This window comes from Piscinibacter sp. HJYY11, from assembly GCF_016735515.1.
Lineage (GTDB): Bacteria > Pseudomonadota > Gammaproteobacteria > Burkholderiales > Burkholderiaceae_C > Rhizobacter.
Window position 1 is genome coordinate 3,257,307 of record NZ_JAERQZ010000001.1, and the last position, 23,362, is coordinate 3,280,668.

Annotated in this window: 22 protein-coding genes; 6 read left to right on the plus strand and 16 right to left on the minus strand. The window is 69.2% G+C overall.

What is annotated here, in order from left to right:
* Positions 1 to 69: 69 nt before the first annotated feature.
* A complete protein-coding gene (locus JI745_RS15075; protein WP_310738646.1) occupies positions 70 to 1,122 on the plus strand; it encodes a substrate-binding domain-containing protein in 1,053 nt (350 codons plus the stop codon).
* 3 nt (positions 1,123 to 1,125) lie between these two features.
* On the opposite strand, the gene JI745_RS15080 is transcribed toward JI745_RS15075, so the two are convergent.
* The gene (locus JI745_RS15080) at positions 1,126 to 1,941 is read right to left on the minus strand and encodes an HDOD domain-containing protein (protein ID WP_201808371.1); all 816 of its coding nucleotides are present in this window, start codon (positions 1,939 to 1,941) and stop codon (positions 1,126 to 1,128) included.
* Between the two features lie 170 nt (positions 1,942 to 2,111).
* Between JI745_RS15080 and JI745_RS15085 the strand changes: the two genes are divergently transcribed.
* The gene (locus JI745_RS15085) at positions 2,112 to 2,729 is read left to right on the plus strand and encodes a TetR/AcrR family transcriptional regulator (protein ID WP_201808373.1); all 618 of its coding nucleotides are present in this window, start codon (positions 2,112 to 2,114) and stop codon (positions 2,727 to 2,729) included.
* 26 nt (positions 2,730 to 2,755) lie between these two features.
* Here the strand turns inward: JI745_RS15085 and JI745_RS15090 are convergent, their stop codons facing one another.
* The 3 genes from JI745_RS15090 to JI745_RS15100 all read right to left on the minus strand — a co-directional run bounded on the left by JI745_RS15090 (position 2,756) and on the right by JI745_RS15100 (position 6,020).
* Positions 2,756 to 3,514 (minus strand): TSUP family transporter, encoded by a 759-nt coding sequence (locus JI745_RS15090; protein WP_201812585.1) that lies wholly within the window; start codon positions 3,512 to 3,514, stop codon positions 2,756 to 2,758.
* A 263-nt stretch (positions 3,515 to 3,777) separates the two neighbouring features.
* Positions 3,778 to 5,310, minus strand: coding sequence for a HAMP domain-containing sensor histidine kinase (locus JI745_RS26795; RefSeq protein ID WP_201808374.1), 1,533 nt, complete (start codon positions 5,308 to 5,310; stop codon positions 3,778 to 3,780).
* Positions 5,307 to 6,020, minus strand: a complete 714-nt coding sequence (locus tag JI745_RS15100) for a response regulator transcription factor (RefSeq protein ID WP_201808376.1) — start codon at positions 6,018 to 6,020, stop codon at positions 5,307 to 5,309. The genes JI745_RS26795 and JI745_RS15100 overlap by 4 nt, the downstream gene beginning before the upstream one ends.
* Positions 6,021 to 6,148: 128 nt before the next feature.
* Here JI745_RS15100 and JI745_RS15105 point away from each other — a divergent pair, with 128 nt between their 5' ends.
* On the plus strand, positions 6,149 to 6,676 hold the full coding sequence (locus JI745_RS15105; RefSeq protein ID WP_201808378.1) for an RNA polymerase sigma factor: 528 nt from the start codon (positions 6,149 to 6,151) through the stop codon (positions 6,674 to 6,676).
* Between the two features lie 105 nt (positions 6,677 to 6,781).
* Complete coding sequence (locus tag JI745_RS15110; RefSeq protein WP_201808380.1) at positions 6,782 to 7,807, plus strand: isocitrate/isopropylmalate dehydrogenase family protein; 1,026 nt, start codon at positions 6,782 to 6,784, stop codon at positions 7,805 to 7,807.
* A gap of 31 nt (positions 7,808 to 7,838) precedes the next feature.
* Here the strand turns inward: JI745_RS15110 and JI745_RS15115 are convergent, their stop codons facing one another.
* The 5 genes from JI745_RS15115 to JI745_RS15135 form a co-directional block, all read right to left on the minus strand.
* The gene (locus JI745_RS15115; RefSeq protein ID WP_201808382.1) at positions 7,839 to 8,075 is read right to left on the minus strand and encodes a hypothetical protein; all 237 of its coding nucleotides are present in this window, start codon (positions 8,073 to 8,075) and stop codon (positions 7,839 to 7,841) included.
* A gap of 132 nt (positions 8,076 to 8,207) precedes the next feature.
* A complete protein-coding gene (locus JI745_RS15120) occupies positions 8,208 to 10,481 on the minus strand; it encodes a bifunctional diguanylate cyclase/phosphodiesterase (protein ID WP_201808384.1) in 2,274 nt (757 codons plus the stop codon).
* Positions 10,482 to 10,504: 23 nt separating this feature from the next.
* Positions 10,505 to 12,172: a GMC family oxidoreductase gene (locus JI745_RS15125; RefSeq protein WP_201808386.1), complete on the minus strand. Its 1,668-nt coding sequence runs from the start codon at positions 12,170 to 12,172 to the stop codon at positions 10,505 to 10,507.
* A 131-nt stretch (positions 12,173 to 12,303) separates the two neighbouring features.
* Positions 12,304 to 12,942, minus strand: a complete 639-nt coding sequence (locus tag JI745_RS15130; protein WP_201808393.1) for a MarC family protein — start codon at positions 12,940 to 12,942, stop codon at positions 12,304 to 12,306.
* Positions 12,943 to 12,958: 16 nt separating this feature from the next.
* Entirely contained in the window at positions 12,959 to 13,741 is a 783-nt protein-coding gene (locus tag JI745_RS15135) for a helical backbone metal receptor (protein WP_201808395.1), read from the minus strand.
* Between the two features lie 200 nt (positions 13,742 to 13,941).
* Here JI745_RS15135 and JI745_RS15140 point away from each other — a divergent pair, with 200 nt between their 5' ends.
* Positions 13,942 to 14,424 carry an RNA-binding protein gene (locus JI745_RS15140; protein WP_201808397.1) on the plus strand — a complete coding sequence of 161 codons (483 nt, stop codon included), beginning with the start codon at positions 13,942 to 13,944 and terminating at the stop codon, positions 14,422 to 14,424.
* Between the two features lie 64 nt (positions 14,425 to 14,488).
* On the opposite strand, the gene JI745_RS15145 is transcribed toward JI745_RS15140, so the two are convergent.
* From JI745_RS15145 to JI745_RS15160, 4 genes are read right to left on the minus strand one after another with little or no spacing between them, the layout of a single operon-like run.
* Positions 14,489 to 15,268, minus strand: coding sequence for an SDR family oxidoreductase (locus tag JI745_RS15145; RefSeq protein WP_201808399.1), 780 nt, complete (start codon positions 15,266 to 15,268; stop codon positions 14,489 to 14,491).
* The gene (gene lptC, locus JI745_RS15150) at positions 15,265 to 15,936 is read right to left on the minus strand and encodes an LPS export ABC transporter periplasmic protein LptC (RefSeq protein WP_236675006.1); all 672 of its coding nucleotides are present in this window, start codon (positions 15,934 to 15,936) and stop codon (positions 15,265 to 15,267) included. Before lptC ends, JI745_RS15145 begins: the two co-directional genes overlap by 4 nt.
* A 4-nt stretch (positions 15,937 to 15,940) precedes the next feature.
* Positions 15,941 to 16,513: an HAD family hydrolase gene (locus JI745_RS15155; RefSeq protein ID WP_201808402.1), complete on the minus strand. Its 573-nt coding sequence runs from the start codon at positions 16,511 to 16,513 to the stop codon at positions 15,941 to 15,943.
* Complete coding sequence (locus JI745_RS15160; RefSeq protein ID WP_404932814.1) at positions 16,513 to 17,526, minus strand: SIS domain-containing protein; 1,014 nt, start codon at positions 17,524 to 17,526, stop codon at positions 16,513 to 16,515. The genes JI745_RS15155 and JI745_RS15160 overlap by 1 nt, the downstream gene beginning before the upstream one ends.
* Positions 17,527 to 17,634: 108 nt before the next feature.
* Here JI745_RS15160 and JI745_RS15165 point away from each other — a divergent pair, with 108 nt between their 5' ends.
* Entirely contained in the window at positions 17,635 to 19,635 is a 2,001-nt protein-coding gene (locus JI745_RS15165) for a monovalent cation:proton antiporter family protein (protein WP_201808404.1), read from the plus strand.
* Between the two features lie 61 nt (positions 19,636 to 19,696).
* Here the strand turns inward: JI745_RS15165 and JI745_RS15170 are convergent, their stop codons facing one another.
* From JI745_RS15170 to mnmE, 3 genes are all read right to left on the minus strand, one after another.
* Positions 19,697 to 21,169 (minus strand): S9 family peptidase, encoded by a 1,473-nt coding sequence (locus JI745_RS15170; protein ID WP_201808406.1) that lies wholly within the window; start codon positions 21,167 to 21,169, stop codon positions 19,697 to 19,699.
* 228 nt (positions 21,170 to 21,397) lie between these two features.
* Complete coding sequence (locus JI745_RS15175; protein WP_201808408.1) at positions 21,398 to 21,865, minus strand: Crp/Fnr family transcriptional regulator; 468 nt, start codon at positions 21,863 to 21,865, stop codon at positions 21,398 to 21,400.
* Between the two features lie 104 nt (positions 21,866 to 21,969).
* Positions 21,970 to 23,343 carry a tRNA uridine-5-carboxymethylaminomethyl(34) synthesis GTPase MnmE gene (mnmE, locus tag JI745_RS15180; protein WP_201808410.1) on the minus strand — a complete coding sequence of 458 codons (1,374 nt, stop codon included), beginning with the start codon at positions 23,341 to 23,343 and terminating at the stop codon, positions 21,970 to 21,972.
* Between the last annotated feature and the right edge of the window lie 19 nt (positions 23,344 to 23,362).

The window sequence follows — 23,362 nt, forward strand, 5'->3', positions numbered from 1 at the left end:
TCATCCCGCGCGCCGTACCACCCTTGTACCCACCTTTCACCGACCTCCACCCTCTTGCGCCCCGACGCCGTGACCGATTCCGACGACCGCCAGAGCCCGGCCTCACCCCAGAGCGTCAGCGCGACCCCTGAAGCCGTCACGGTGCTCGACGTGGCCCGTGAAGCCGGCGTCTCGGCGAGCACGGTCTCGCGCATCCTCAACGGCACGGCACGCGTGGCCTCCGACAAGCGCACCGCGGTCGAGAACGCCATCCGCAAGCTCGACTTCAAACCCAACCTCTTTGCGCGCAGCCTGAAGACGGGCACCACGATGACGGTGGGCGTGCTCACGCAAGACATCGAGAGCCCGTTCTTCAACCGCGCCATGCGCGGCATCGAAGAGGGCCTGTCGGGCAGCGGCTACGCGCCCATCATCGTGAGCGGCCACTGGAATGCGAAGGAGGAGGCCGAGCGCATCCGCCTGCTGCTGGCGCGCCGCATCGACGGCCTGGTGATCCTGACCGGCCACCTCGACGACAGCCAGATCGTCGACTTCGCGCGGCACCAGCCCATCGTCGTGACCGGCCGCCAGCTCAACGCGCCGAACGTGCGCAGCCGCCTGCTCGACCAGGAGCACGGTGGCTACATCGCGACGCGCCACCTGATCAGCCTCGGCCACAAGCGCATCGCGCACATCGCCGGCCCGCGCGACCATTTCGACGCCACCGAGCGCCTGGCCGGCTACCGCCGGGCGCACGCCGAAGCGGGGCTCGAGGTCGCGCCCGAGCTGATCGTGCAGGGCGACTTCCTGGAAAGCGGCGGCCTGCTGTCGATGAACCGGCTGCTCGACAGCGGCCACCCGTTCACCGCCGTCTTCGCCGCCAATGACCAGACGGCCTTCGGCGCGCGCGTGGCGATGTACCGCCGGGGCATCCGCGTGCCCGACGACCTGTCACTGGTGGGGGTGGACGACCTGCCCGCCGCGGCCTACCTCACGCCGCCGATCACGACGGTGCGCCAGCCGATCTACGAGATGGGGCTCTTCGCTGCGCACGCGCTGCTCAACATGCTGGGCAATCGCGTGCCGGAGATCGACCTGCCGGCGCTGGAGCTGATCGTCCGAGAGACGACCCGCCGCCTCTGAACTTCAGCCGCGAGCCGCGGCGTCTTCGATCGCCTGCTGCACCTTGCGAGCACCGCGCAAGACCAGGGTCTGGTCCAGCATCGCCTGCGGTGCCACCGCCTGCGCCACTTCGTCGAGCGAATCCGGGTCGGTCATCAGCGCATTGGCCAGTGCCGACAGCGCACAGATGGCGCGACGCGGGGCCTGCGCCGGCAGTTGCCGCAGCGCGTTGACGCGCACGTGGTGGCGCACGCTGGCCACCGCCGCAGGGCCCAGGCCCCAGCTTTCGCACAGCGAGGCGCCCAGCGCATCGTGGCTCACGCCGAAGGCTTCGTATTCGCGCTCGACCAGTTCCATGTCATTGGTCGACGAGGCCAGCATCGGCTGGTAGGCCTCGGGCGCGTGCTTGAAGAGCACGGCCTTGCCGCATTCCTCGAACAGGCCGGCCGAGTGCGCGCCCCAGGGATCGACGCTCAGCGCCTGGCCGATGCGGCCCATCAAGAGGCCACGCACGCTGGCGCGTTGCCACACCGGCTCGAGCTCGGGCACCGCCGGGAACACCGCGCGCAGGCCGAATTCGAAGGTCACCGCCGCCACTTCGCGCGTGCCCAGGTACATCACCGCCTGCTGCACGCTCTGCACCCGGCCCTTCAGGCCGTAGAGCGACGAGTTGACCGCCTTCATCACCGCCGCGGCCAGCGCCATGTCGGACTCGACCAGCCGGCCGAGCGTGGGCAGGTCGACGTCGTCGTCGGCCAGCAGCAGCGAGAGCTTGACCAGCACCTCCGGCTGGGCCGGCACGTCGATGTTGAGTGAGCGCAGTTTGGGGTCCACGGGCATGGGGCCTCCATCAAAGTCAGGACTTCACGACCCATGCTACGCAGGCGGGGCGGGGTCGATCAACCGAACAGACCACCCAAAACATGGCTTCAATCGCTTTGACGAACGGCCGTGCCATTTGGTGCCTGCCTTCATATACTCCGGGCCATCCCCGCAAAGAGGGTCGCCACATGACCATCAAGCTCGCCAAAAGCGAACAAACGCTCCAAGCCATCATCAAGACCGCCCTGCAGATTGCCGTGGTGGAGGGCCTGCAGGCCGTTACGCTGGGCGAGGTCGCCAAGCGCATGGACATCAGCAAGAGCGGGGTGTTCGCCCGTGTCGGCTCTGTCGAGGCGCTGCAGAGCATGGTGATCAAGGAGTACAGCCGCATCTTCGTGGCCAATGTGTTCACCCCGGCACTGAGTGCACCGCGCGGCCTGCCGCGCCTGAACGCGATCATGCGGCTGTGGATCGGCCGCGGCACCGGCGAGAACGCCTTCGCCGGCGGCCTGCACGCCACCGCCGCCTTCGACCTCGACCACGTGGAAAGCCAGTTGCGCGACGAGCTGCTCGAAGCCGTGCTCGCCTGGCGCGTGCTGCTCAAGGGCGCCATCGTGCGCTGCATCGAAGAAGGTCACCTGCGGCCCGAGACCGACCCGGCCCAGCTCACCTTCGAGATCAACAGCCTGATGGTGGGCTTCCTGCACGAGTCGCGCTTCGTGCGCGACCCGGCCGCGCACGAGCGCGCCACCTCGGCCTACCAGCGGCTGATCTCCACCTACCGCAGCTTCTCCTACGCGGACTGACGAGGCCTGCGCGCGCACGCAGGGCGCTAGAGCTTCAGCGCGTCCCAGCCGGTCTTGGCGATCAGGGCCGAGACGACCAGGATGAACACGCCCCGCACGAAGCCCGCGCCGTGCTTCAGCGCGAGGCGCGTGCCGAGCAGGCTGCCGATCACGTTGGCCACCGCCATCGCGGCGGCGATGTGCCACCACACGTGCCCTTTGAAGGCAAACAGCACGAGCGCCGCCGCGTTCGTCGCGGTGTTGAGCAGCTTCGCGCTGGCGCTCGCGTTGAGGAAGTCGTAGCCCAGCAGGCGCACGAAGGCGAAGACGAAGAAGCTGCCGGTGCCCGGGCCGAAGAAGCCGTCGTAGAAGCCGACGAGCGCGCCCAAGGCGCCGGCCACGGCCGCCTCGGCGCGGCCGCTGAAGCGCGGCGCATGGTGGCGGCCGAGGTCCTTGCGGGCCAGGGTGTACAGCAGCACGGCGAGCAACACGAATGGCAGGGCCTTGCGCAGGCCGTTTGCGCTGACGAGCGTGACCGTCCACGCGCCGACGAAACTGCCCGCCAGCGCGGCGGCGGCCGCCGGCAGCAGCGCGGCCCAGCGCAGCTCGACCTTGCGCGAGAACTGCCAGGTCGCCCACGCCGTGCCCCAGACCGACGCGCCCTTGTTGGTGCCGAAGAGGGTGGCCGGTGCGGCCGTGGGAAAGACGCTGAAGAGGGCAGGCACCAGGATCAGGCCGCCGCCGCCGACGATGGCATCGACGAAGCCCGCGAACAGCGAGGCCAGGGTGACGGTGAGGAGTTCCAGAGAGCGCTTTCGAGGGGCCGGAAATAACAAAGGCGCCAGGGGTGACCCTGGCGCCTTTGGATTTTGTCATCGGCCGTGTCGCCTTCTGGGCGCCAGCTTTTGTGCGCCTGCAGGCACTTGCCTTCGACGCGTTGAATGTCTCCTCAGACCCCCGCCAGTGCCCGGCAGATCAGGCCTGCCGGCCGCGAGTGGGCGGACTTTAGGCCGGTGCCCCGACGCACACACTAGGGGTTTTCCTGCGCCATCCTGGGGCGCCAGCAGGGTCATCGTGCAGCGCTTGGCAGCTCCCGTGGCAGATACAAGTGCACGCGCGTGCCTTCTTGCGGTGCACTCGTGACCTCGACCCGGCCGCCGTGCAACTCGGCGATGCGCTTGACGATGGCCAGGCCCAGCCCTTTGCCCCCCTCGCCCGTGGCCGGCGCGACGGTCTGCCGCGACTGGTAGAAGCGGTCGAAGAGGTGGGGCAGGTCGGCGGCGGGGATGCCGGGGCCGGTGTCGGCCACGGTCACCGCGACCTCGCTGCCTTCCACGTCGGCACACAGCGTGATGCGGCAGCCCGGGCCGCAGAACTTGAGCGCGTTGTCGACCAGGTTGGCCAGCGCGCGCTCGAAGAGTTCGATGTCGACAGAGGCCGCCACCGGCTGGTCGCGGTGGTGCACAGCCTCGACCGTTACCCCGCGCTGCGTGGCACGCTCGGCGAAGCGCGCAGCCACGTCGTCGATCAGCTCGGTGAGGTCGACCGTCTCGGCGCGCAGCTGGAAGCTCGGCTCGTCGAGCGTGGCCAGGTCGCCGAGCGCCTGCACCATGCGGGCGGCGTTGCGTGTGTTGCGCAAGGCCATCTCGGCCATGCGCAAGTCCTCGTCGCGCGAGGGGTCGCCGGCCCAGCGGGCCTGCAGCGTCTCGATGCAAGCGGTGGTGGCGGTGAGCGGGGAGCGCAGGTCGTGCGAGAGGTTGCTCACCGCCTCGCGGCGGAAGTGGTCGAGCCGTCGCAGCGCATCCCACTGTTGCCGCAAGGTGGTGAGCATGGCGCCGAAGGCGAGCGTGAGCTGGCCGAATTCATCGCGCGTGGCGGGAGGCAGGAGCGGCTGCGCTTCGGCGGCGCCTTCCTGCAGGCCGTCCTTGTCGAGGCCGCGCATGGACAACGCGGCGACGGCGCTCGTGAGCCGCTCGAGCGGCCGCGTCACCGAGGCGATGACCAGCGCGGCGAGCAGGGTGGTCAGCGTCATGATGGCCACGATCAGCCCCATCGCCGGACGCGCGAACGCACTGCGCAGCGCCTGCCAGCGGCTGGCCGGCAGGCCTTCCTTGTGGCACACGAGGTAGAGGTAGCCGGCGAGGGGCTGGTCGCCGCGGATCGCGCGCCGGCCCAGGGCGCGCGCGGCGATCACGGCATCGGCGTCCATGCGCTCGGGATCGTCGCCCATCACGTAGGGGCTGGGCATGGCCGACGCGGCCTGGCGCACCGGGCCCATCGCCACACGGAAGTCGGGCGGCAACACCACCGAGCCGGTGCTGGCGAGCACGCGGCCTTCGGTGTCGAGCAGGTAGAGCTGCGTGTCGGGCTCGAACAGCACCAGGTTCTTCAAGAACACCTGGAAGTCCTCGGGGTGGCGCTCGTGCAGCTCGAAGAGGTTGTCGTAGGTCGCAACCACGCGGCTCAGGAAGGCCGACGAGCGCTGGAAGGCCGTCTCATGCTCGAAGCGCTGGAAAGCAACCACCACCGTGGCCAGCACGGCCAGCGCCGTGACCAGGCCGGTGGCAAAGATCGTGAGGGCGATCTTGAGACGCACGCTCACAGGGGGGCTTCTCGCATCTTGTAGCCGGCGCCTCTGACGGTGAGGATGAACTCCGGCCGCATCGGGTCGCGTTCCAGCTTCGCGCGCAGCCGGTTGATGTGCGTGGTCACCGTGTGCTCGTAGCCGTCATGGGTGTAGCCCCACACGGCGTTCAAGAGCTGCGAGCGCGAGTACACATGGCCCGGGTGGCTGGCGAAGTACAGCAACAGGTCGAACTCGAGGGCGGTGCAGTCGATGAGCGCGCCGCGCAGCTTCACCTGGCGTTTCGCCGGCAGGATCTCCAGCTCGCCATTGCGCACCCAGCCGGTCTGCGCGGCCTGGCCCTGTTGCGCCGCGCGCTGCAGGTCGGCCCGGCGCAGCAGGGCCTTCACGCGGGCGAGCAACTCCGCCAGCGAGAAGGGCTTGGTCAGGTAGTCGTCGGCACCGAGCTCCAGGCCAAGCACGCGGTCGAGCTCGGTGGCCTTGGCGGTGAGCATCAGGATGGGCGTGGTGCGGCCGCGGGCACGCAGCGCCTTGCAGACCTCCAGCCCGTCGAGGCCCGGCATCATCAGATCAAGGATCAGGAGGTCGCTCGCCACCTCGGCCTGGCTTGCGAGCGCCGAGGGACCGTCGGCCACCGTCTGCACCTCGTAGCCGGCGCTGCGCAGGTTCATCGCGAGCAGCTCGCGGATGTCGGTCTGGTCTTCGGCGACGAGGATGGTGGCAGGCATGCCGGGATTGTCGTGGCGGGCTCGAGCTTCTGACGCAAATGTGATCTTCCTGTGATCTTCGGCGAGGTGGGCGCGAGCTGCGATGGCGACAGTGCCTTCCATCGCACAACGCCGCCCAGGAGCGCACCATGACCGCCGCCGCCACGTTCGCCGCCCCCTCCAGCTTCCTGCCCGTCTCGTGGACGGAAATGGTGTCGCACCGCAGCTACCTGGTGCGCTTCGCCCAGCGCAAGCTGCACGACCCGATGCTGGCCGAGGACGTGGTGCACGACGTGTTCGAGGCCGTGATCTCCGGCCGCGCCGCGTTTGCCGGGCGCGCCGCACTGCGCTCGTGGCTGACCGCCATCCTCAAGCACAAGATCGTCGACCTGGTGCGCAGCCGCGTGGGACTGGAAAGCCTGGACGACGAGACCGACGACAGCGCCGCGCTCGCCATCGCCTGCCCACAGCCCCAGCCCGACGAAGTGGCCACCCAGCGCGAGGCGCTGCGCCAGACGCTCGCGCGCATCGAGGCCCTGCCGCCCGGCCTGCGCGACGTGGTGGAGCTGCGCGTGCTGCAGGACCAGCCGACCGAGGCGGTCTGCGAGGCGCTCTCGATCAGCGAAGACAACCTGTTCGTGCGCCTGCACCGGGCCCGCAAGCAGCTGATGAACTGAGTTCATCGACCGGGCGAACCGCGCCCGGCCTCGCACAGGCATGCGGATTGCGACGGGTATCCTGCCGCTCTCTGACCCATCCCCTGTTTGCGAAAGGCCCGCGCCATGCCCCAGACCATCCCCGCCACCCTGATCCCCGGCGACGGGATCGGGCCCGAGATCGTGGACGCGACGCTCGCCGTGCTCGACGCCGTGGGCGCGCCCTTCCAATGGGACCGCCAGGTCGCCGGGCTGGGCGGCATCGCCGCTGCAGGCGACCCGCTGCCGAAGGCCACGCTCGACAGCATCCGCACCACCCGCCTTGCCCTCAAGGGCCCGCTGGAGACGCCCTCGGGCAGCGGCTATCGCTCCTCCAACGTGCGCCTGCGCGAGGAATTCCAGCTCTACGCCAACCTGCGCCCAGCGCACACGGTGATCCCCGGCGGCCGCTACGACAACATCGACCTCGTGATCGTGCGCGAGAACCTCGAAGGCCTGTACATCGGCCACGAACACTACGTGGCGATCGACGGTGACCCGCACGCCGTGGCCATGGCCACCGGCATCAACACCCGCGCCGGCAGCCGGCGCCTGCTGGAATTCGCCTTCGAGCACGCCATCGCCACCGGCCGCAAGAAGATCACCGTGGTGCACAAGGCCAACATCATGAAGGCACTCACCGGCATCTTCCTCGAGACGGCGCAGCAGGTGTACGACGCCAAGTACAAGGGCCGGATCCAGTTCGAGACCATCATCGTCGACGCCTGCGCGATGAAGCTCGTGCTCAACCCCTACCAGTTCGACGTGGTCGTCACGACCAATCTCTTCGGCGACATCCTCTCCGACCTGGTGGCCGGCCTCGTGGGCGGGCTGGGCATGGCGCCGGGCGCCAACATCGGCACCGACGCCGCGATCTTCGAAGCGGTGCACGGCTCGGCACCCGACATCGCGGGCAAGGGCATCGCCAACCCGACGGCACTGATCCTCGCGGCCGCGATGATGCTCGACCACGTGAAGCTGCACGACAAGGCCGAGCGTGTGCGCCGCGCGGTGAACGAGACGCTCAACATCGACAACGTGCGGACGGGTGATCTCGGCGGCAAGGCCGGCACCGCGGCGTATGCCCAGGCGCTGGTGAAGCGCTTGGGATGACGACCCGTCGCCCAACCGGGACCTTGGGCCTTCAGGCCGTTGCCAGAAGGCGGCCGGGTTTGGCGTTGACCGAAAAACTCAACGCAGGCCCGCCGTACAGCGTGATCGTGTAGGCGCCGCCGTTGTCGAGTGTCATCGGTGCGGCCGGCACGTGCACGTTCAATTCCTTCAGCGGCAGCGGCGGCCCGTAGGACGCGCCGCGCTTCATGAAGTTGTCGATGGCGGCCGGCAGCGCAGTGCCGGAGGTGAGGGCGAGCAACGAGGCCATGCGAGGGGGTGCGAGCGAGGCCGCCACTCTAGTGGAGCGCTGCCGAGGGAGCACTCACCTTGAGTGATGCCGCCGGCAAAAGCGGGCGTTTTCGACACCACTCGTGCGGATCGCCTCCGCACCCCTTGCAGGTCAGGCGCGGGCGAGCCAGGCCGCCGCTTCGTCGACGGTGAGCGGGTTGGAATAGAGCGAACCCTGCAGCACCTGGCAGCCGGCGAGGCGAGCGGCAAAGGCCTGCGCCTCGTTCTCGATGCCCTCGGCCACCACGTCGAGCTGCAGCACCGCGGCGAGCTGGCAGATCGCCTTCACCACCGCGCCGGCATCGGGCGCCGGCAGTGGCTCGATCAGCGAGCGGTCGATCTTGACCGTGCTCACCGGCAGGCTGCGCAGCAGGTTGAGCGACGAGAAGCCAGTGCCGAAGTCGTCGAGCGCGACTCGCACCCCGAGCTCGCGCATCTGGCGGATCTGGTCGCGCGCCTGCTCCAAGTGGGTGACGGCCGCGCTCTCGGTGATCTCGAGCGTGAGCAAGGCGGGCGGCACGCGGTGGCGCGCCAGCGTGTCGGCCACCAGCTGCGGGAACTGCGCGTCGATCAGCTGCAGCGGCGACACGTTGACCGCCACCGGGAAGGCGGTGTCGTGCTCGGCGCGCCAGCGGGCGATCTGCTGGCAGGCCTGGGCGAGCACGAGCCGGCCGAGCGGGCCGATGAGGCCGGTGCGTTCGGCGGCGGGGATGAAGTCGCTCGGGGCCACGCGGCCCAGGCCGGGGCGGTCCCAGCGCACCAGCGCCTCGAAGCCGACCAGAGCACCGGTCTCCGCATCGACCTTGGGTTGGTAGAAGAGCACGAACTCGTCCTTGCTCACGCCGGCGCGCAGGCCCTGCTCGGCATCGAGCACCTGGCCCGAGCCGCGCTCGAAGCCTTCGGGCGGGAACTGCAGCGAGGTGCCGGGCACGGCCTTGGCGCGGTGCATCGCGGCCGTCGCCGCGCGCAGCAGCGCTTCGGGCGTGCCGGGGCCGACCGGGTGCAGCGCGGCGCCCATCGAGACGTCGAGGAAGAACTCGTGCGTCTCCTGGCTGAGAGACTGCACCGTGAGCGCCTGCGCCAGGCGCTCGCGCACCAGCTCGCCGAGGCCGCGCACGCTCGGCTCGTCGTCGGCGGTGGGTGCGATCAACGCGAACTCGTCTTCGCCCAGGCGCAGCACCTGCGCGTCGCCGTTCACCGCCTGCTGCAGGGCACTCGCCAGCATGCGCAGCACCTCGTCGCCCAGCGAGTGGCCATGCGCCTCGTTGAAGAGCTTGAAGCGATCGACATCCAGCAGCAGCAGGGCGAAGCGCTTGCCGGGCCGCGCGCACAGCTGGCGCAGGCGCTCGTGCAGCGCGTTGCGGTTGGGCAGGCCGGTCAGGCCGTCGTGCGTGGCCTGGTGCTGCAGGGCGCGGGCGGCGTTGTGCTGCACGGTCTCGTCGGTCACCACCACCTGCTCGGCGGGCTGGCCGTCCCAGTCGATGCGCCAGGCGGTGAAACGCAGCCGGATCGGCGTGCCGTCGGCGCGCACGCGCACGCCGTCCCAGTTGGCCTGCGGGATCTCGCCCTCGACGACCTGGCGGTGGCGCTCGCGCGCGGCCATGCGCTCGCTTTCGGTGAGCGCGGCGGGGCCGCGCCAGAAGGTGTTGAGGTCGGCCAGCGAGCTCAGGCCGTAGATGCGCAGCAGCGCCGGGTTGGCGTAGAGCACGCGCTCGCCCTGCACCACGGCCACGCCCTGGTGCGAGTGCTCGACGAGCTGCTGGAAGCGCAGGCGCAGCCGGCGCGATTCTTCGGCCGAGCGGGTGACGGCGGTGTGCAGCAGCGCCAGGCCGAGGATGAGCCTGAGCACCCCCGCGATGGCCAGCTGCACGCCGAGCCCGCTCTCGCCGACGACCACGAAGATGTATTGGTTGGCCCCGACCAGCACCAGCAGCATGCCCACCAGCCGCTCGGCAAAGCCGCGGTGCCACAGCCAGCCGAGTGCCACCATGCCGGCCGCCATGTGCAGCGTGGCGCTGGTGGCCTGCGCCCAGCGGGCATCGATCTGGATCAGCCCGAGGCCGAGCACGAACAGGGCGACAAACACCCAGAGGGATTGCCGGCGCGTGGGCACGTAGCCCGCCAGCCGCGCGCTGCCGAGCACGAGGAAGGCGACGTAGAGCGCCGACACCGTGACCACCAGCAGCGTGCCCGCCACCCGCAGCGCGCCCGTCGGCGCGCGCGTGCTCAGCATGTAGGCCACCGGCACCAGCGTCTGCGCGAGGTAGGCCCAGCCGAGGTCCCGGGTGAACACCTGCCGCGGGTCGCGCCACCAGGTGAGCAGCAGCGACACGCCGACGATCAGGTTGATGGCTGTGGTGAAGCCGAAGGAGAGGGTGTAGTCCAAGGGGCGCGCCGTGCGGCTTCTTTTTATGTGCCCGCCAGGATCCAGCCGGCGGCACGCTCGGCAATCATCAGCGTGGGTGAGTTGGTGTTGCCACTCGTGATGGTGGGCATGACGCTCGCATCGACCACGCGCAGGCCGCGCACGCCATGCACCTTCAGGCGTGCGTCGACGACAGCGAGCGGGTCGGCCTCGGGGCCCATCTTGGCCGTGCCCACTGGGTGAAAGATGGTGGTGCCGATGTCGCCGGCCAGGCGCGCCAGCTCTTCATCGCTCTCGAACTGCGGGCCGGGCTTGATCTCTTTCGGTGCGTATTTCGCGAGCGCCGGCTGCGCCACGATGCGGCGCGTGAGGCGCAGCGACTGGGCGGCGATGTGGCGGTCGACCTCGGTGCTGAGGTAGTTGGCCTGGATCCGCGGCGCATCGAGCGGCGAGGCACTGCGCAGCTGCACATGGCCGTGGCTCGTCGGGTTGAGGTTGCACACGCTGGCGGTGAAGGCGTTGAAGGGGTGCAGCGGTTCGCCGAAGGCGTCGAGAGAAAGCGGCTGCACGTGGTATTCGAGATTGGGGTGCGGTTGCGAGGGGTCGCTGCGGGTGAAGGCTCCGAGCTGCGATGGCGCCATGCTCATCGCGCCGGTCTGCCTGAATGCATATTCCAGGCCGATCAGCGCCTTGCCCCACCAGCGGCGTGCTTGTGTGTTCAAGGTGCGCACACCGGTCACGCCGAACACGGCGCGGATCTGCAGGTGGTCCTGCAGATTGCCGCCCACGCCCGGCAGGTGGTGCCGCACCGCGATGCCGTGGTGCTGCAGCTGGCTGCCGGCGCCGATGCCCGAGAGCTGCAGGATCTGCGGCGTGTTGACCGCGCCGCTCGCGAGGATGACCTCGCCGCGGGCGTGCGCGATGTGCGGCTCGCCGCCCCCATGCGGCAGCACCTCGACGCCGATGGCGCGACGGGCGTCGCCGCCTTCGCTGTCGTCGAACAGCACGCGCGAGACGTGCGCACCGGTCCACACCTGAAGGTTGTCGCGGTCGAGGGCAGGGCGCAGAAAGGCCTTGGCCGCGTTCCAGCGGATCCCGCGGCGCTGGTTGACGTCGAAATAGCCCACGCCTTCGTTGTCGCCGCGGTTGAAGTCGTTGCTGTGCGGGATGCCGGCCTGTTGTGCCGCTTCGGCGAAGGCGTCGAGCACGTCCCAGCGCAGGCGCTGCTTCTCCACACGCCACTCGCCGCCGGGGCGCTTGCCCGTCATGTCGAAGCCGGGGGCGGCGTGGAACTCGTCGGCGCCCTTGTGGAAGTCTTCGTGCTTCATGAAGGCCGGCAGGCACTCGCGCCAGCTCCAGCCCTCGTTGCCGAGCGCACCCCAGTGGTCGTAGTCGCGGGCCTGGCCGCGCATGTAGATCATCCCGTTGATGCTGGAGCAGCCGCCGAGCACCTTGCCGCGCGGGTAGCGCAGCCGGCGGCCGTTGAGGCCGGGGTCGGCCTCGGTCTGGTAGAGCCAGTCGGTGCGCGGGTTGCCGATGCAATAGAGGTAGCCGACCGGGATGTGGATCCAGAGGTAGTCGTCCTTGCCGCCGGCTTCGATCAGCAGCACGCGCTTTGTCGGGTCGGCGCTCAGCCGGTTGGCGAGCAGGCAGCCGGCAGTGCCGGCGCCACAGACGATGTAGTCGTAGACGGGAGGTGTGGAAGGGTTCAAGGACTGCGGCCCGGCGAGCACGACAAAAGTTCAACCAAGAAGGTTCGCCGCAAAGTCTAGCTGCCGCCTTGTGCCTTCCACCCCCGTCTTGACCCGGGGTGTGGCAAAGCTGATGGTTTCAATTGTTCGCGTCAGCGCAGGTTGGACGCGAGCACCGGGAAGAGCTTGATCAGCCCGTCGGACATCACCTCGACCGCGAGCGCCGCGAGGATCAGGCCCATCAGCCGCGTCATCACGTTGATGCCGGTCTTGCCGAGCACACGCGCGATGGGGCCGGCTGCGCTGAAGGCGAGCCACACCGAGACACCGATCACCACGCCGTAGCCCACGAGGTAGGCGAGCTCCCACCAGTGGCGGGTCTTGTCGGCGTAGATCACCATCGTCGAGATGGTGGCGGGGCCGGTGAGCAGCGGGATGGTGAGCGGCACCACTGCGATGCTGTCGCCGGCGTCGACCTTGTCGTCGCCTTCGCTCACGTCTTCGTCACGCGTTTCGGCCGGTCGTGCATTCAGCATCTGCAGGGCTGAGATCAGCAGCAAGGTGCCGCCGCCGACCTGGAACGAGGCGAGCGAGATGCCAAAGAACTCGATGATCTTGAGGCCCGCCAGCGCGCTGACCGCGATCACGACGAAGGCGCTGAAGGCGGCCACGCGCACCGTGCGGCGGCGCTGCTCGGGCGAGAAGCCTTCGGTGAAGTGAATGTAGAAGGGAATGACGCCGATCGGGTTCACGATGGCGAGGAGCGCGATCAGCGGCTTGAGCAGGTCCATCGGGTGGCGGGCTCCGTCAGGCCGCGGCGAGCTCGCGCAGGTAGCGCAGCCCGGGCACGGCGCGTGGACCGTACCAGCTCACGAGCTCGCCGTCGACTCGCTGCACCACGGCCTGCGGGCACAGCGCTTGCGCCGCGTGCGCATGCGCATCCTCGAAACGGAAGGGCTCCGAGCTGAGCAGCACGCGCCGCACCGAGGCGAGCCAGGCCTCGTCGCCACGCACCACCGGGTAGCGCGCGGCGCCATGGTCACCGCCCATCAGCTCCGGCACGGTGTGCCAGTGCACCGTGGCCAGCATGCGGGAGATGTAGGTGTCGCGGGCGACGGTCATCCAGGGGTCGTGCCAGATCAGGTACAGCACGGTTTCAGGCGACGCCTCGAACTCGCGGTTGCGGGCAAGCTCGTCGCGCAAGGCCCGCTGAAGCTGCTCGCCACGCTCGGCCACGCCCGGCAAATGGCCGAAGGCCTCGACCAGCTGCGCCACCAGCGCGAGATTGTCGTCGGGTGCCCGCGGGTGGGTGACCAGCAGTTTCGCGCCCATCGCCTGCACTGCCGGGACGATGTCGAGCCGGTTTTCGTCGACATTCACCAGCACATGCGTGGGCGCCAATTGCCGCAGTTTGGCGAGATTCACGTCCTTGGTGCCACCGACCTTGGGCACCTCGCGCAACTGCGGTGCAGGGTGAATGCAAAACCCGGTGCGGGCCACGAGGCGGCTGCCCAAACCCAGCGCCACCACCAATTCGGTGAGGCTGGGCACCAGGCTTGCAATACGAATGTCCTGCAGGTTCGGCGTCACGCAGGTCTCAAAACAACAGTTTCAAGTTGAGCGAATTGCAGGGCTTTCCACTATTTGCGCGGGTTTGCACAATGACTTGATAATGGAAATTCCCCGGTATTGGATGCAGCGCCTTCGCTTGAATGTTTCGACTCGAATGTTTCGAGGATAGGTAACCGCTCCAGATTGTTCTCTGTCATCAGGAAAGAAAGGCGCTCTCCATGGGCAACAAACTCTACGTCGGCAACCTTGCGTACAGCATAAGGGACGACGATCTTCAGCAAGCGTTCTCGCAGTTCGGCACCGTGTCCTCGGCCAAGGTCATGATGGACCGCGACACCGGCCGCTCCAAGGGCTTCGGCTTCGTGGAGATGGGCTCTGACGCCGAAGCGCAATCCGCGATCAACGGCATGAACGGCCAGGCCCTCGAAGGCCGCGCCCTGGTGGTGAACGAAGCCCGCCCGCGTGAAGAGCGCCCGGGTGGCTTCCGCTCCGGTGGTGGCGGTGGCTACGGCGGCGGCGGTGGCCGCTCTGGTGGTGGCGGTGGCTATGGCGGCGGTGGTGGTGGCGGCTACGGTGGCGGCGGCGGCGGTGGTCGCGGCGGCTACGGCGGTGGTGGCGGTGGCCGCTCCGGCGGTGGCGGCGGCTACGGCGGTGGTGGTGGCGGCTATGGCGGCGGCGGCGGTGGCCGCGGCGGCTACTGATCGATACCGGCCGACAAGCCGATTCAAAGACAAGGCGGTGGATGCGAAAGCATCCACCGCTTTTTCATTCGCCCTGGCGCTGCTTGCGTGGCCGGCCGGCCAGCGCGAGGTCGAACACCCAGTTCGGCAGCAGGCGCAGCAGCTTGGCGACGGCGGCCATCTGCCAGGGGATCACGCGGTAGCTCACGCCGGCCTCGATGGTGCGGAAGGCGCGGTCGGCAAAGGCGTCGGCCTTCATCAGGAAAGGCATCGGGTAGCGGTTGCGGCGCGTGAGGGGCGTCTCCACATAGCCCGGGGCGATGGTGACGACCTTCACCTTCGCATCGCGCAACTCGCCGCGCAGGCTTTCGCAGTAGCTGATGGTCGCGGCCTTGCTGGAGCAATAAGCCGCGTGGCCCGGCAGGCCGCGGATGCCGGCCACGCTGGCGATGCCCACCAGCGTGCCCGAGCGCCGCGCGCGCATGGGCGCAACAAAGGGCTGGAAGGTCGCGGCCATGCCGATGTTGTTGGTCTCGTAGACGGTGCGCATCATCTCGAGGTCTTCGAAGATGGCGGTGTCGATGCCGATGCTGATGCCGGCGTTGGCGATCACCACATCGGGCAGGCCTTGCGCCTCGATGCAGGCGCGGCCGGCCCCGGTGATGCTCGCGATGTCGCGCACGTCGGCGCCGTAGACGGCGAAGCGCGCGGGCTCGAGGCCCTCGCGCTCGGCCCATTGACGCAGCTCGGCCTCGCGCCGTGCCACCACGGCGAGCCGATACCCCGCCTCGTAGTAGCGCAGCGCGAGCGCCTGACCGATGCCGCTGGAGGCCCCGGTGATGTAGACCAGCGGAGCAGTGCTCATCGTGCGGGACCCTTGGCGGTTTTCGGCAGGAAGCTCGCGCGCATGCGCCCGCTGAACTGGATCAGGCGGTCGAGGTGGCTGTATTCCATGCCTTCGGCGAACACCTGCGTGTCGCCGTGGAGGACGGTGACCGGCAGGTGCGACTTCACCCGTTCGGTGTCGAGGAAGGCATGCAGGAACTCGCCGCGGAAATCGAGCGCCGGCGAAGTGGGCGTGGCCTCGCTGACGACCTGCGCGCCGCCGAGCAACTGCACCTCGGTGCCGGCGCCGTTGGCAATGCCGCGGCGCGCGCTCGCATAGGTGATGCGCCCATCGGCCCCGACCGCGCGCACGCGCACGTTGTCGATCTCCACCGTGTCGGTGTCGGGGTAGTGGCGCAGCGCGTCGCCGTCGATCTGCGCCTTGAGCGGCCCGAGCGCACCGAAGCGCTGGACGGAGAAGTTGCGCATCTCGTAGTCGGGCTCATGGCGCAAAGGGGCGGTGGCGCGGTCGCGTTCGACGACCGGTGTGTTCTTCACCAGCCACCAGGTGCCCAGCGCCAGCAGCGCCATCAGCAGGAGGGGCAGGTAGGCCGAGAAGAACTCCAGCACCCGCCAGTGCCAGGGCTGCTCGGCGCCGGCAGACTTGGGCGCGGCCGCGGGGCTCACGCCGGCCGGCGACGCGACCAAGGTGTCATCCCGTCGCATCGAGCGTCACGAGGTGGCCGTGCAGCAGGGCCGCATAGCGGTTGGCGGCCATCAGCAGCAAATCGCAGAACTCGCGTGCCGCGCCATGTCCACCGGGGGCGCTGGTCACGTGGTGCGCGATCGCACGCACCTCGGCGTGGCCATTGACAGGTGCACAGGCAAAGCCGGCGCGCGTGATCAGCGGCAGGTCGGGCCAGTCGTCGCCCATCGCCGCGAGCGCCGGCCAATCGAGCGAAAGCTGTTGGAGCACGCCCTGGGCGGCCGCGAGCTTGTCGTGCGCGCCATAGACGGCATGCGCGATGCCGAGGTCGGCCACACGGCGCCGCACCGCGGGCGAATCGCGGCCGGTGATCACGATGGGCGTGATGCCGCCCTGCGCGAGCAGCTTCAGGCCATGGCCGTCGAGCGTGCTGAAGGCCTTGAACTCCTCGCCTCGCTCGCTGATGTAGATGCGCCCATCGGTGAGCACGCCGTCGACGTCGAAGATCGCCGCACGCACCGGCTGTGCCTTCAGCAGCAGCTCGGGCGGGAATGTCAGGACCGGGGTCAGTTCGCGCATCAGATGACCTTGGCGCGCATCAGGTCGTTGGAGTTGAGTGCGCCCACCAGCACGCCTTGTGCGTCGACGACGAGCACGCTCGTGATGCGCTGCGCTTCCATCAGGTCGGCGGCTTCGACGGCGAGCACGTCCGCGCGGATGGTGCGCGGCTGGGTGTGCATGACGTCGCGCGCGACGAGCGCGCGCAGGTCACGGCCCCGCTCGACGCAGCGGCGCAGGTCGCCGTCGGTGAAGATGCCCAGCACCTTGCCTTGCGGGTCGGTGATGGCGGTGGCACCCAGGCCCTTCTGCGTCATCTCTCGCATCATGTCGACGAAGGAGGTCTCGGGCGCCACGCGCGGCACGTCGTCGCCGCTGCGCATGACGTCGCGCACGTGCGTGAGCAGCTTGCGACCCAGGCTGCCGCCGGGGTGCGAGCGGGCGAAGTCTTCTTCGCGGAAGCCGCGTGCGTCGAGCAATGCAACCGCGAGTGCATCGCCGAGGGCCATCTGCGCCGTGGTGCTGGCGGTGGGCGCGAGGTTGAGCGGGCAGGCTTCGGCATCGACGGCGCTGTCGAGCACGATGTCGGCATGCTGGGCGAGGGTGGAATCGCGACGGCCGGTCATCGCGACCAGGGTGACCCCGATGCGGCGGATGGCGGGCAGGATGGCGGTGAGCTCGTTGGCTTCACCAGAGTTCGAGATGGCGAGCACCACGTCGCCCGGCGCCACCATGCCGAGGTCGCCATGGCTCGCTTCGGCCGGGTGCACGAAGAACGCCGGCGTGCCGGTGGAGGCGAGCGTGGCGGCGATCTTGCGGCCCACGTGGCCGCTCTTGCCCATGCCCATCACCACCACGCGCCCGGTGCAACGCAGGATGGCCGCCATGGCGCGGCTGAAGTCGTCGCCCAGGCGCGCCTTCAGCCCGAGCAGCGCTTCGGCCTCGATGTCGATGGTCTTGCGTGCGAGTTGCAGCGCTCGGTCCACGTCGAGGTGCACGTCAACGCTGGCAGAAAGAGGGGTGGCGGAGGACACGGAAGAGGCTCTGCGGCAGTGCTGTCCAGTAGGATCGGGCGATTGTAGGCACGCGGCCTGTGCCCCTCCTGTCCACGCTAGCGCTCCTGCGTCGTCCAACGCGCCCTCATGGTCAGCACCCTCGAACTGGTCCTGCTCTATCTGATCGCCGCCGTGGGAGGCGTGGTCGCCTGCCGCATGCTGCGCCTGCCCCCGATGCTGGGTTACCTGTCGGTCGGGGTGCTGATCGGCCCGAACGCGCTGGCCCTCGCGAAGGACTCCCCCAGCGTCACCTACCTCGCCGAATTCGGCGTGGTGTTCCTGATGTTCGTGATCGGGCTGGAGTTCAACCTGCCCAAGCTCAAGAGCATGCGCAAGCTGGTGTTCGGCCTCGGCCTGAGCCAGGTGGTGCTCACCGTGCTGGTGGCGATGGCTGGCAATGCGCTGCTCGCATGGGGCTTTGCCGCGCTCGGGCGCGAGTGGGGGCTGAACTGGCGCAGCGCGTTTGCGCTCGGCGGCGCGCTCGCGATGAGCAGCACTGCCATCGTCGTGAAGCTCATGGCCGAGCGGCTCGAGCTGGAAAGCGAGCACGGCCGGCGCGTGATGGGCGTGCTGCTGTTCCAGGACTTGGCGGTGGTGCCGCTGATCGTGCTGATCCCGGCGCTCGGCTCGTCACCCGAGGTCCTGATGCGCGAGCTCGCCTTCGCGACACTCAAGGCGGCCGCACTGCTCACCGTGCTGCTGGTCGGCGGCCAGCGCGTGATGCGCTGGTGGCTCACGCTGGTGGCGCGGCGCAAGAGCGAGGAGCTCTTCATCCTCAACCTGCTGCTGGTGACACTGGGCCTGTCGTGGCTGACCGAGCACGCCGGCCTGTCGCTTGCGCTGGGGGCCTTCGTCGCCGGCATGCTGATCGCCGAAACCGAATACAAGCATCAGGTGGAGACCGACATCCGGCCGTTCCACGACGTGCTGCTCGGGCTCTTCTTCATCACCATCGGCATGAAGCTCGACATGGAGATCGTGCTCTCGCAGTGGCCGCTGGTGTTGCTGCTGAGCGCGGTGCCGGTGGCGTTCAAGTTTGGACTGGTGGCGGCGCTCGCCAAGCTCTACGGCGCCGCCACCGGCGTGGCGCTGCGCACCGGCCTCTACCTCGCGCAAGCCGGCGAGTTCGGCTTCGTGCTCGTGAACCTCGCGCATGACGAGAAACTCCTGTCGCCCACCCTGCAGAGCGCGGTGCTGGCGAGCATGGTGCTCTCGATGCTGGCCACGCCCTTCATCGTGATGTACAGCAACCGCATCGTGATGCGGCTCTCGGCGAGCGACTGGCTGATGCAGTCGGTGGCGATGACCACCATCGCCAAGCGCGCCATCAACACCGAGGCCCACATCATCATCTGCGGCTACGGCCGCAGCGGCCAGAACCTCGCGCGGCTGCTCGACCTGGAGCGCATCCCCTACATGGCGCTCGACCTCGACCCTGACCGCGTGCGCCAGGCCGCGGCGGCCGGGCAGAGCGTGGTGTTCGGCGACGCGGCGCGCCTGCAGAGCCTGATGGCTGCGGGCCTGGCGCGGGCAAGCGCGGTGGTGGTGAGCTACCACGACACGCCCTCGGCGCTGAAGATCCTGCACCTCGTGCAGGAACATGCGCCGACGGTGCCGGTGGTGGTGCGCACCATTGACGATGTCGACATCGAGCGCCTGCGCGCCGCGGGGGCCACCGAGGTGGTGCCGGAAGCGGTGGAGGGCTCGCTGATGCTCGCAAGCCATGCGCTCGCGCTCGTCGGCGTGCCGATGCGCCGCGTGATCCGTGTAGTGCAGGACCAGCGCGATGCGCGCTACAGCCTGCTGCGCGGCTACTTCCACGGCGCCGACGACGACACCGTCGACGACCTGCAGCAGGCGCGGCTCTTGAGCGTAAGCCTGCCGCCGGCGGCCGCAAGCCTGGGCCAGCCGTTGAGCGACCTGGCGCTGCACGCAGTGGGCGTGAGCGTGGTGTCGGTGCGGCGGGCGTCAGGGAAAGTGACTTCGCCCGACGACCAGCTCACGCTGGCCGCGGGCGACACCTTGGTGCTCTCCGGTTTGCCGGAGGCGCTCGCCCTGGCCGAAGGCAAGCTGCTCGGCCGGGCCTGACCTCCACATGACAAAGGGGCCCGCAGGCCCCTTTGCGTTCTCCTGTCGCGTGCGCCGAGGCTCAGGGGCAGGCGCCACCGTTGGCGTTGATCACAGGGCGGAACAGGCTCGCAGCGGAACCCGCGTCCTCGGCCGTCGGCGCCCGGGTGAAGGTGCAGCCGTAGGTCGGCGCCGCCACCGTCGCCGGCGTCAGCACGTCGTCGCCCGCCGGCTTTGCGCCGCCTTCGGCCCAGATGACCATGTCGCGGAACGCCTCGACCTGTTCGCCCACCGTGAAGTCGCAGTGGCTGATGCCGCGGATCGCCCGTTGCACGAGCCGGTCGCCGTTGCCCTTGGCCACGGCGCGCTGGCGGTAGATCTGCTCCATGTTGAAGGGCACGAAGAGGTCACCCAGCGTGTGGATCGTCACCACCGGCACGCTGAACTCGCCATTGACCTTCGGGACCCAGCGCAGGCCGTCGCGGCGCAGGCGGTTGGCCTCGGGATCGGCGGTGAGCTTCAGCGCCACGTTGTTGATGGCGGTGCTGCCGGCCGCGTCACCGGTGATGGTGTAGGTGAAGGCGTTGGTGTCGAGCACGTTGCGGTTCAGGATGCCGTTGACCGTGCCGTCGGAGCCGAACGTGCCATAGGCCGACTGGAAGCTGCGGCCCGCGGCCAGCGCCAAGTCGAACAGCGGGCGGTCGCCGCCGGTCAGGTTCTCGACGATGGAGGCGTAGCGCGCGCCATTCGCCGTGGGAACGACGCTGCTGGCGCTGAAGGTGCTGAACAGGTTGCCGGTGACGGCGGCCGAGATGTCGGCCCAGTTCTGCGTCGGGTAGCGCGGCACGCCGGCCACGGCCTGTGCGGCCACCTGCATCGCGGCGAAGGTGTTGAAGAGCTCGGTGTCGCCGGTCACGCCGCACATCGGCACGGAGCCGTCGTAGCGCACACGGTTTCTCGCGGTGGCGAGCGTCTCGGCTTCGACCGCGGCGGCCGCGATGTGGCCGCCCATCGAGTGGCCGATGATGTAAGTGCGGGTCGGCGCGGCCAGCGTGCGGCCGTTGGCTGCGGCGATGCGCGTGAACTCGAGCGCCAGCGCGTTGGTGTCTTCGACGCCGGCCCGGACGTCGTACCAGTTCTTGGCGTAGCTGGACGCGGCCCAGGCATAGCCGTTCTCGATCAGGTAGCGACGGATCGACGGGTTGCCGGTGGTCGGGGTCAGCGTCGTGCCACGGTAGCCATGGGCGTACATCACCAGCTTGCCGTTCCAGTTGGCCGGCACCTCGACGCGATACGAGGCACCGTTCAGCACGCCGGCCCAGCGGTCGGTCGTCACGGCCACACCGGCCATGGCGGTGAAGCTCGGGCCGTTCGTGCCTGCGACGTAGTCGGGGTAGACCGTCGTGTTGTCGAGCGGCACGGGGGTGAAGACGCGCGTGTCCTGGGCCCGAGTTTCCTCGGGCGCCGGTGGAGCGTCATCGCCTCCACCGCAAGACGCCAGGATGACGGCCGCGGCGACCGCGGCCAGCCGGAAGGGGGAGAAATGTTGCTGCATGGGGTCTCCTGTGATCGTGCTTTTGGAACGCATCAAGTGCGGTCTGCCCGACGGTATCCGGGCGTGCTTTTATGCGATCAGCGGACTTTCCCGTCACCGCTCGTCACGTGGGGGACAAACGGTTCCGCAGACCGGAATAGCCGTGCGACCACGGCCGAAGCTGCCACTCCCGTGGCACGAAACGGCAATCGACCCGAACCCGGTCGAAGCGACCCCTCAGCGTTGCCCTCAGGCGAAGGGCATCTTGCTGGCCATGTTGGCGCGCATGCGCTGCGCCATGACCGCACCCGCCGCGCGCACGAGCTCGAGGGCCAGCGCCGGGGAACGCTGGGCCAGCTCTTCGAGGCGAGGCCCACGCAGGGCCCACACCACCGACGGCGTGACCGCTTCGACGCTAGCCATGCGCGGGCCGTCACCGAAGATGCCGGGCTCGCCCACCACCGAGCCGGGGCGCAGGATCGCGATGCGGCTGGTGCCCGGAGGCGCCCCGGTCACGAAGACCTGCAGCGAACCGCGGCCAAGGAAGTACATGCTGCGGTCGGTGTCGCCCTGCTTGATCAGCAGGTCGCCAGCGCGGATGTCGTGCTGCGTGAAGTAGGGGCCGATGGTGCGCCAGTGCTCGGCGTTCAGCCGGGCCCGGAATGCGTCTTCGGTGTTGAGCGTCTGGATCGCGTTGACCAGTTCGTTGAAGTCCATCATGTGCACAGAACCCGTGACGGCGGGCGCGGGGCCCGGGTGGGGCGATTATCAGCCTGCCCCGACGCCCCAACAACGAAGGGCAACCCGCGGACGGCAGGCCCTTACTTGCCGATACAGAAGCGGCTGAAGATCTCGCCCAGCAGGTCGTCGGGCGTGAAGACGCCGGTGATCTCGGCGAGCGCGTTGTGGCCGAGGCGGAGTTCCTCGGCCAGCAGGTCGAGGGCAGGCTCGGGCGACTGGAGCTGGGTGTGGGCGCTCTCCAGGTGCTCGCGGGTGCGCTGCAAGGCGTCGACATGCCGGGCGCGAGCGATGTAGACGCCTTCCGGCTGGGCGTGCCAGCCGGCGAGGGCCAGCAGGCGCTGGCGCAGTGCATCGAGGCCGCTGCCGGTTTGTGCCGAGATGGCGATGCCAGCGCCTTCGGGCGCTGGACGCAAGTCGCTCTTGTTGAAGACCTGCACCACGCGGTCGGCCAGTGGCGCCAGGCGTTGTGCGATCACCTGGTCGTCGGCGTCGTAGGCGGGCTCGCCGACACGGGTGAGGTCGTGGAGGAAGAGCACTGCGTCGGCCTGGCCGATGGCGTCCCAGCTGCGGGCGATGCCGATGCGCTCGACCTCGTCGCCCGCATCGCCCGCCTCCCGCAAGCCAGCGGTGTCGATCACGTGCAGCGGCACGCCTTCGATCTGGATGGTCTGGCTGACCTTGTCGCGCGTCGTGCCGGGGATGGGCGTGACGATCGCGAGCTCGGCCCCGGCCAGCGCGTTGAGCAGCGAGCTCTTGCCGACGTTGGGTTGGCCGGCCAGCACGACGCGGATGCCCTCGCGCAGCAGGGCCCCTTGCCGCGCATGGCCGAGCACGTTCGCGAGCTGGCCGCGGATGGCATCGAGCTGGCCCTGCGCATCGGCCTGCTTCAGGAAATCGATCTCTTCCTCGGGGAAGTCGAGCGTCGCTTCGACCAGCATGCGCAGGCGGACGATCTGTTCGCGCAGGGCCTCCACCTCGCTGGAGAACGCGCCGGACAGCGATCGGCTCGCCGAGCGCGCCGCTGCCTCGGTGCTGGCGTCGATGAGGTCGCTGACCGCTTCGGCTTGCGCGAGGTCGAGCTTGTCGTTGAGGTAGGCGCGCTCGGTGAACTCGCCCGGCTCGGCCAGGCGCAGGCCGATGCCGCGGCCGAGCTCGAGGCAACGCGCGAGCAGCAGTTGCAGCACCACCGGCCCGCCGTGGGCCTGCAGTTCGAGCACCTCTTCGCCAGTGTAGGAATTCGGTGCGGGGAAGTGGATGGCCAGGCCCCGGTCGATGGGTTGGCCGTCGGCGTCGAGAAAGGGACCGTAGGTGGCGAAGCGCGGCGCCAGCGTGCGACCGCAGATGCCGTCGATCAGAGGCCGCAGATCACGGCCCGAGGCCCGCACGATGCCCACCGCGCCACGCCCGGCAGCGGTGGCGATGGCGACGATGGGCTGGTGGTGGCGCGGCAGCATGGCCGCATTGTCCCCGTGC

Bases quoted from the DNA above. Each gene is read 5' to 3' on its own strand.
- JI745_RS15110 (WP_201808380.1), top strand. From the start codon at position 6,782: ATGCCCCAGACCATCCCCGCCACCCTGATCCCCGGCGACGGGATCGGG.
- JI745_RS15085 (WP_201808373.1), top strand. From the start codon at position 2,112: ATGACCATCAAGCTCGCCAAAAGCGAACAAACGCTCCAAGCCATCATC.
- JI745_RS15165 (WP_201808404.1), top strand. From the start codon at position 17,635: ATGGTCAGCACCCTCGAACTGGTCCTGCTCTATCTGATCGCCGCCGTG.
- JI745_RS15115 (WP_201808382.1), bottom strand. From the start codon at position 8,075: ATGGCCTCGTTGCTCGCCCTCACCTCCGGCACTGCGCTGCCGGCCGCC.
- JI745_RS15100 (WP_201808376.1), bottom strand. From the start codon at position 6,020: ATGCCTGCCACCATCCTCGTCGCCGAAGACCAGACCGACATCCGCGAG.
- JI745_RS15130 (WP_201808393.1), bottom strand. From the start codon at position 12,942: ATGGACCTGCTCAAGCCGCTGATCGCGCTCCTCGCCATCGTGAACCCG.
- JI745_RS15155 (WP_201808402.1), bottom strand. From the start codon at position 16,513: ATGCGCGAACTGACCCCGGTCCTGACATTCCCGCCCGAGCTGCTGCTG.
- JI745_RS15080 (WP_201808371.1), bottom strand. From the start codon at position 1,941: ATGCCCGTGGACCCCAAACTGCGCTCACTCAACATCGACGTGCCGGCC.
- JI745_RS15105 (WP_201808378.1), top strand. From the start codon at position 6,149: ATGACCGCCGCCGCCACGTTCGCCGCCCCCTCCAGCTTCCTGCCCGTC.
- JI745_RS15170 (WP_201808406.1), bottom strand. From the start codon at position 21,169: ATGCAGCAACATTTCTCCCCCTTCCGGCTGGCCGCGGTCGCCGCGGCC.
- JI745_RS15145 (WP_201808399.1), bottom strand. From the start codon at position 15,268: ATGAGCACTGCTCCGCTGGTCTACATCACCGGGGCCTCCAGCGGCATC.
- mnmE (WP_201808410.1), bottom strand. From the start codon at position 23,343: ATGCTGCCGCGCCACCACCAGCCCATCGTCGCCATCGCCACCGCTGCC.
- JI745_RS15140 (WP_201808397.1), top strand. From the start codon at position 13,942: ATGGGCAACAAACTCTACGTCGGCAACCTTGCGTACAGCATAAGGGAC.
- JI745_RS15175 (WP_201808408.1), bottom strand. From the start codon at position 21,865: ATGGACTTCAACGAACTGGTCAACGCGATCCAGACGCTCAACACCGAA.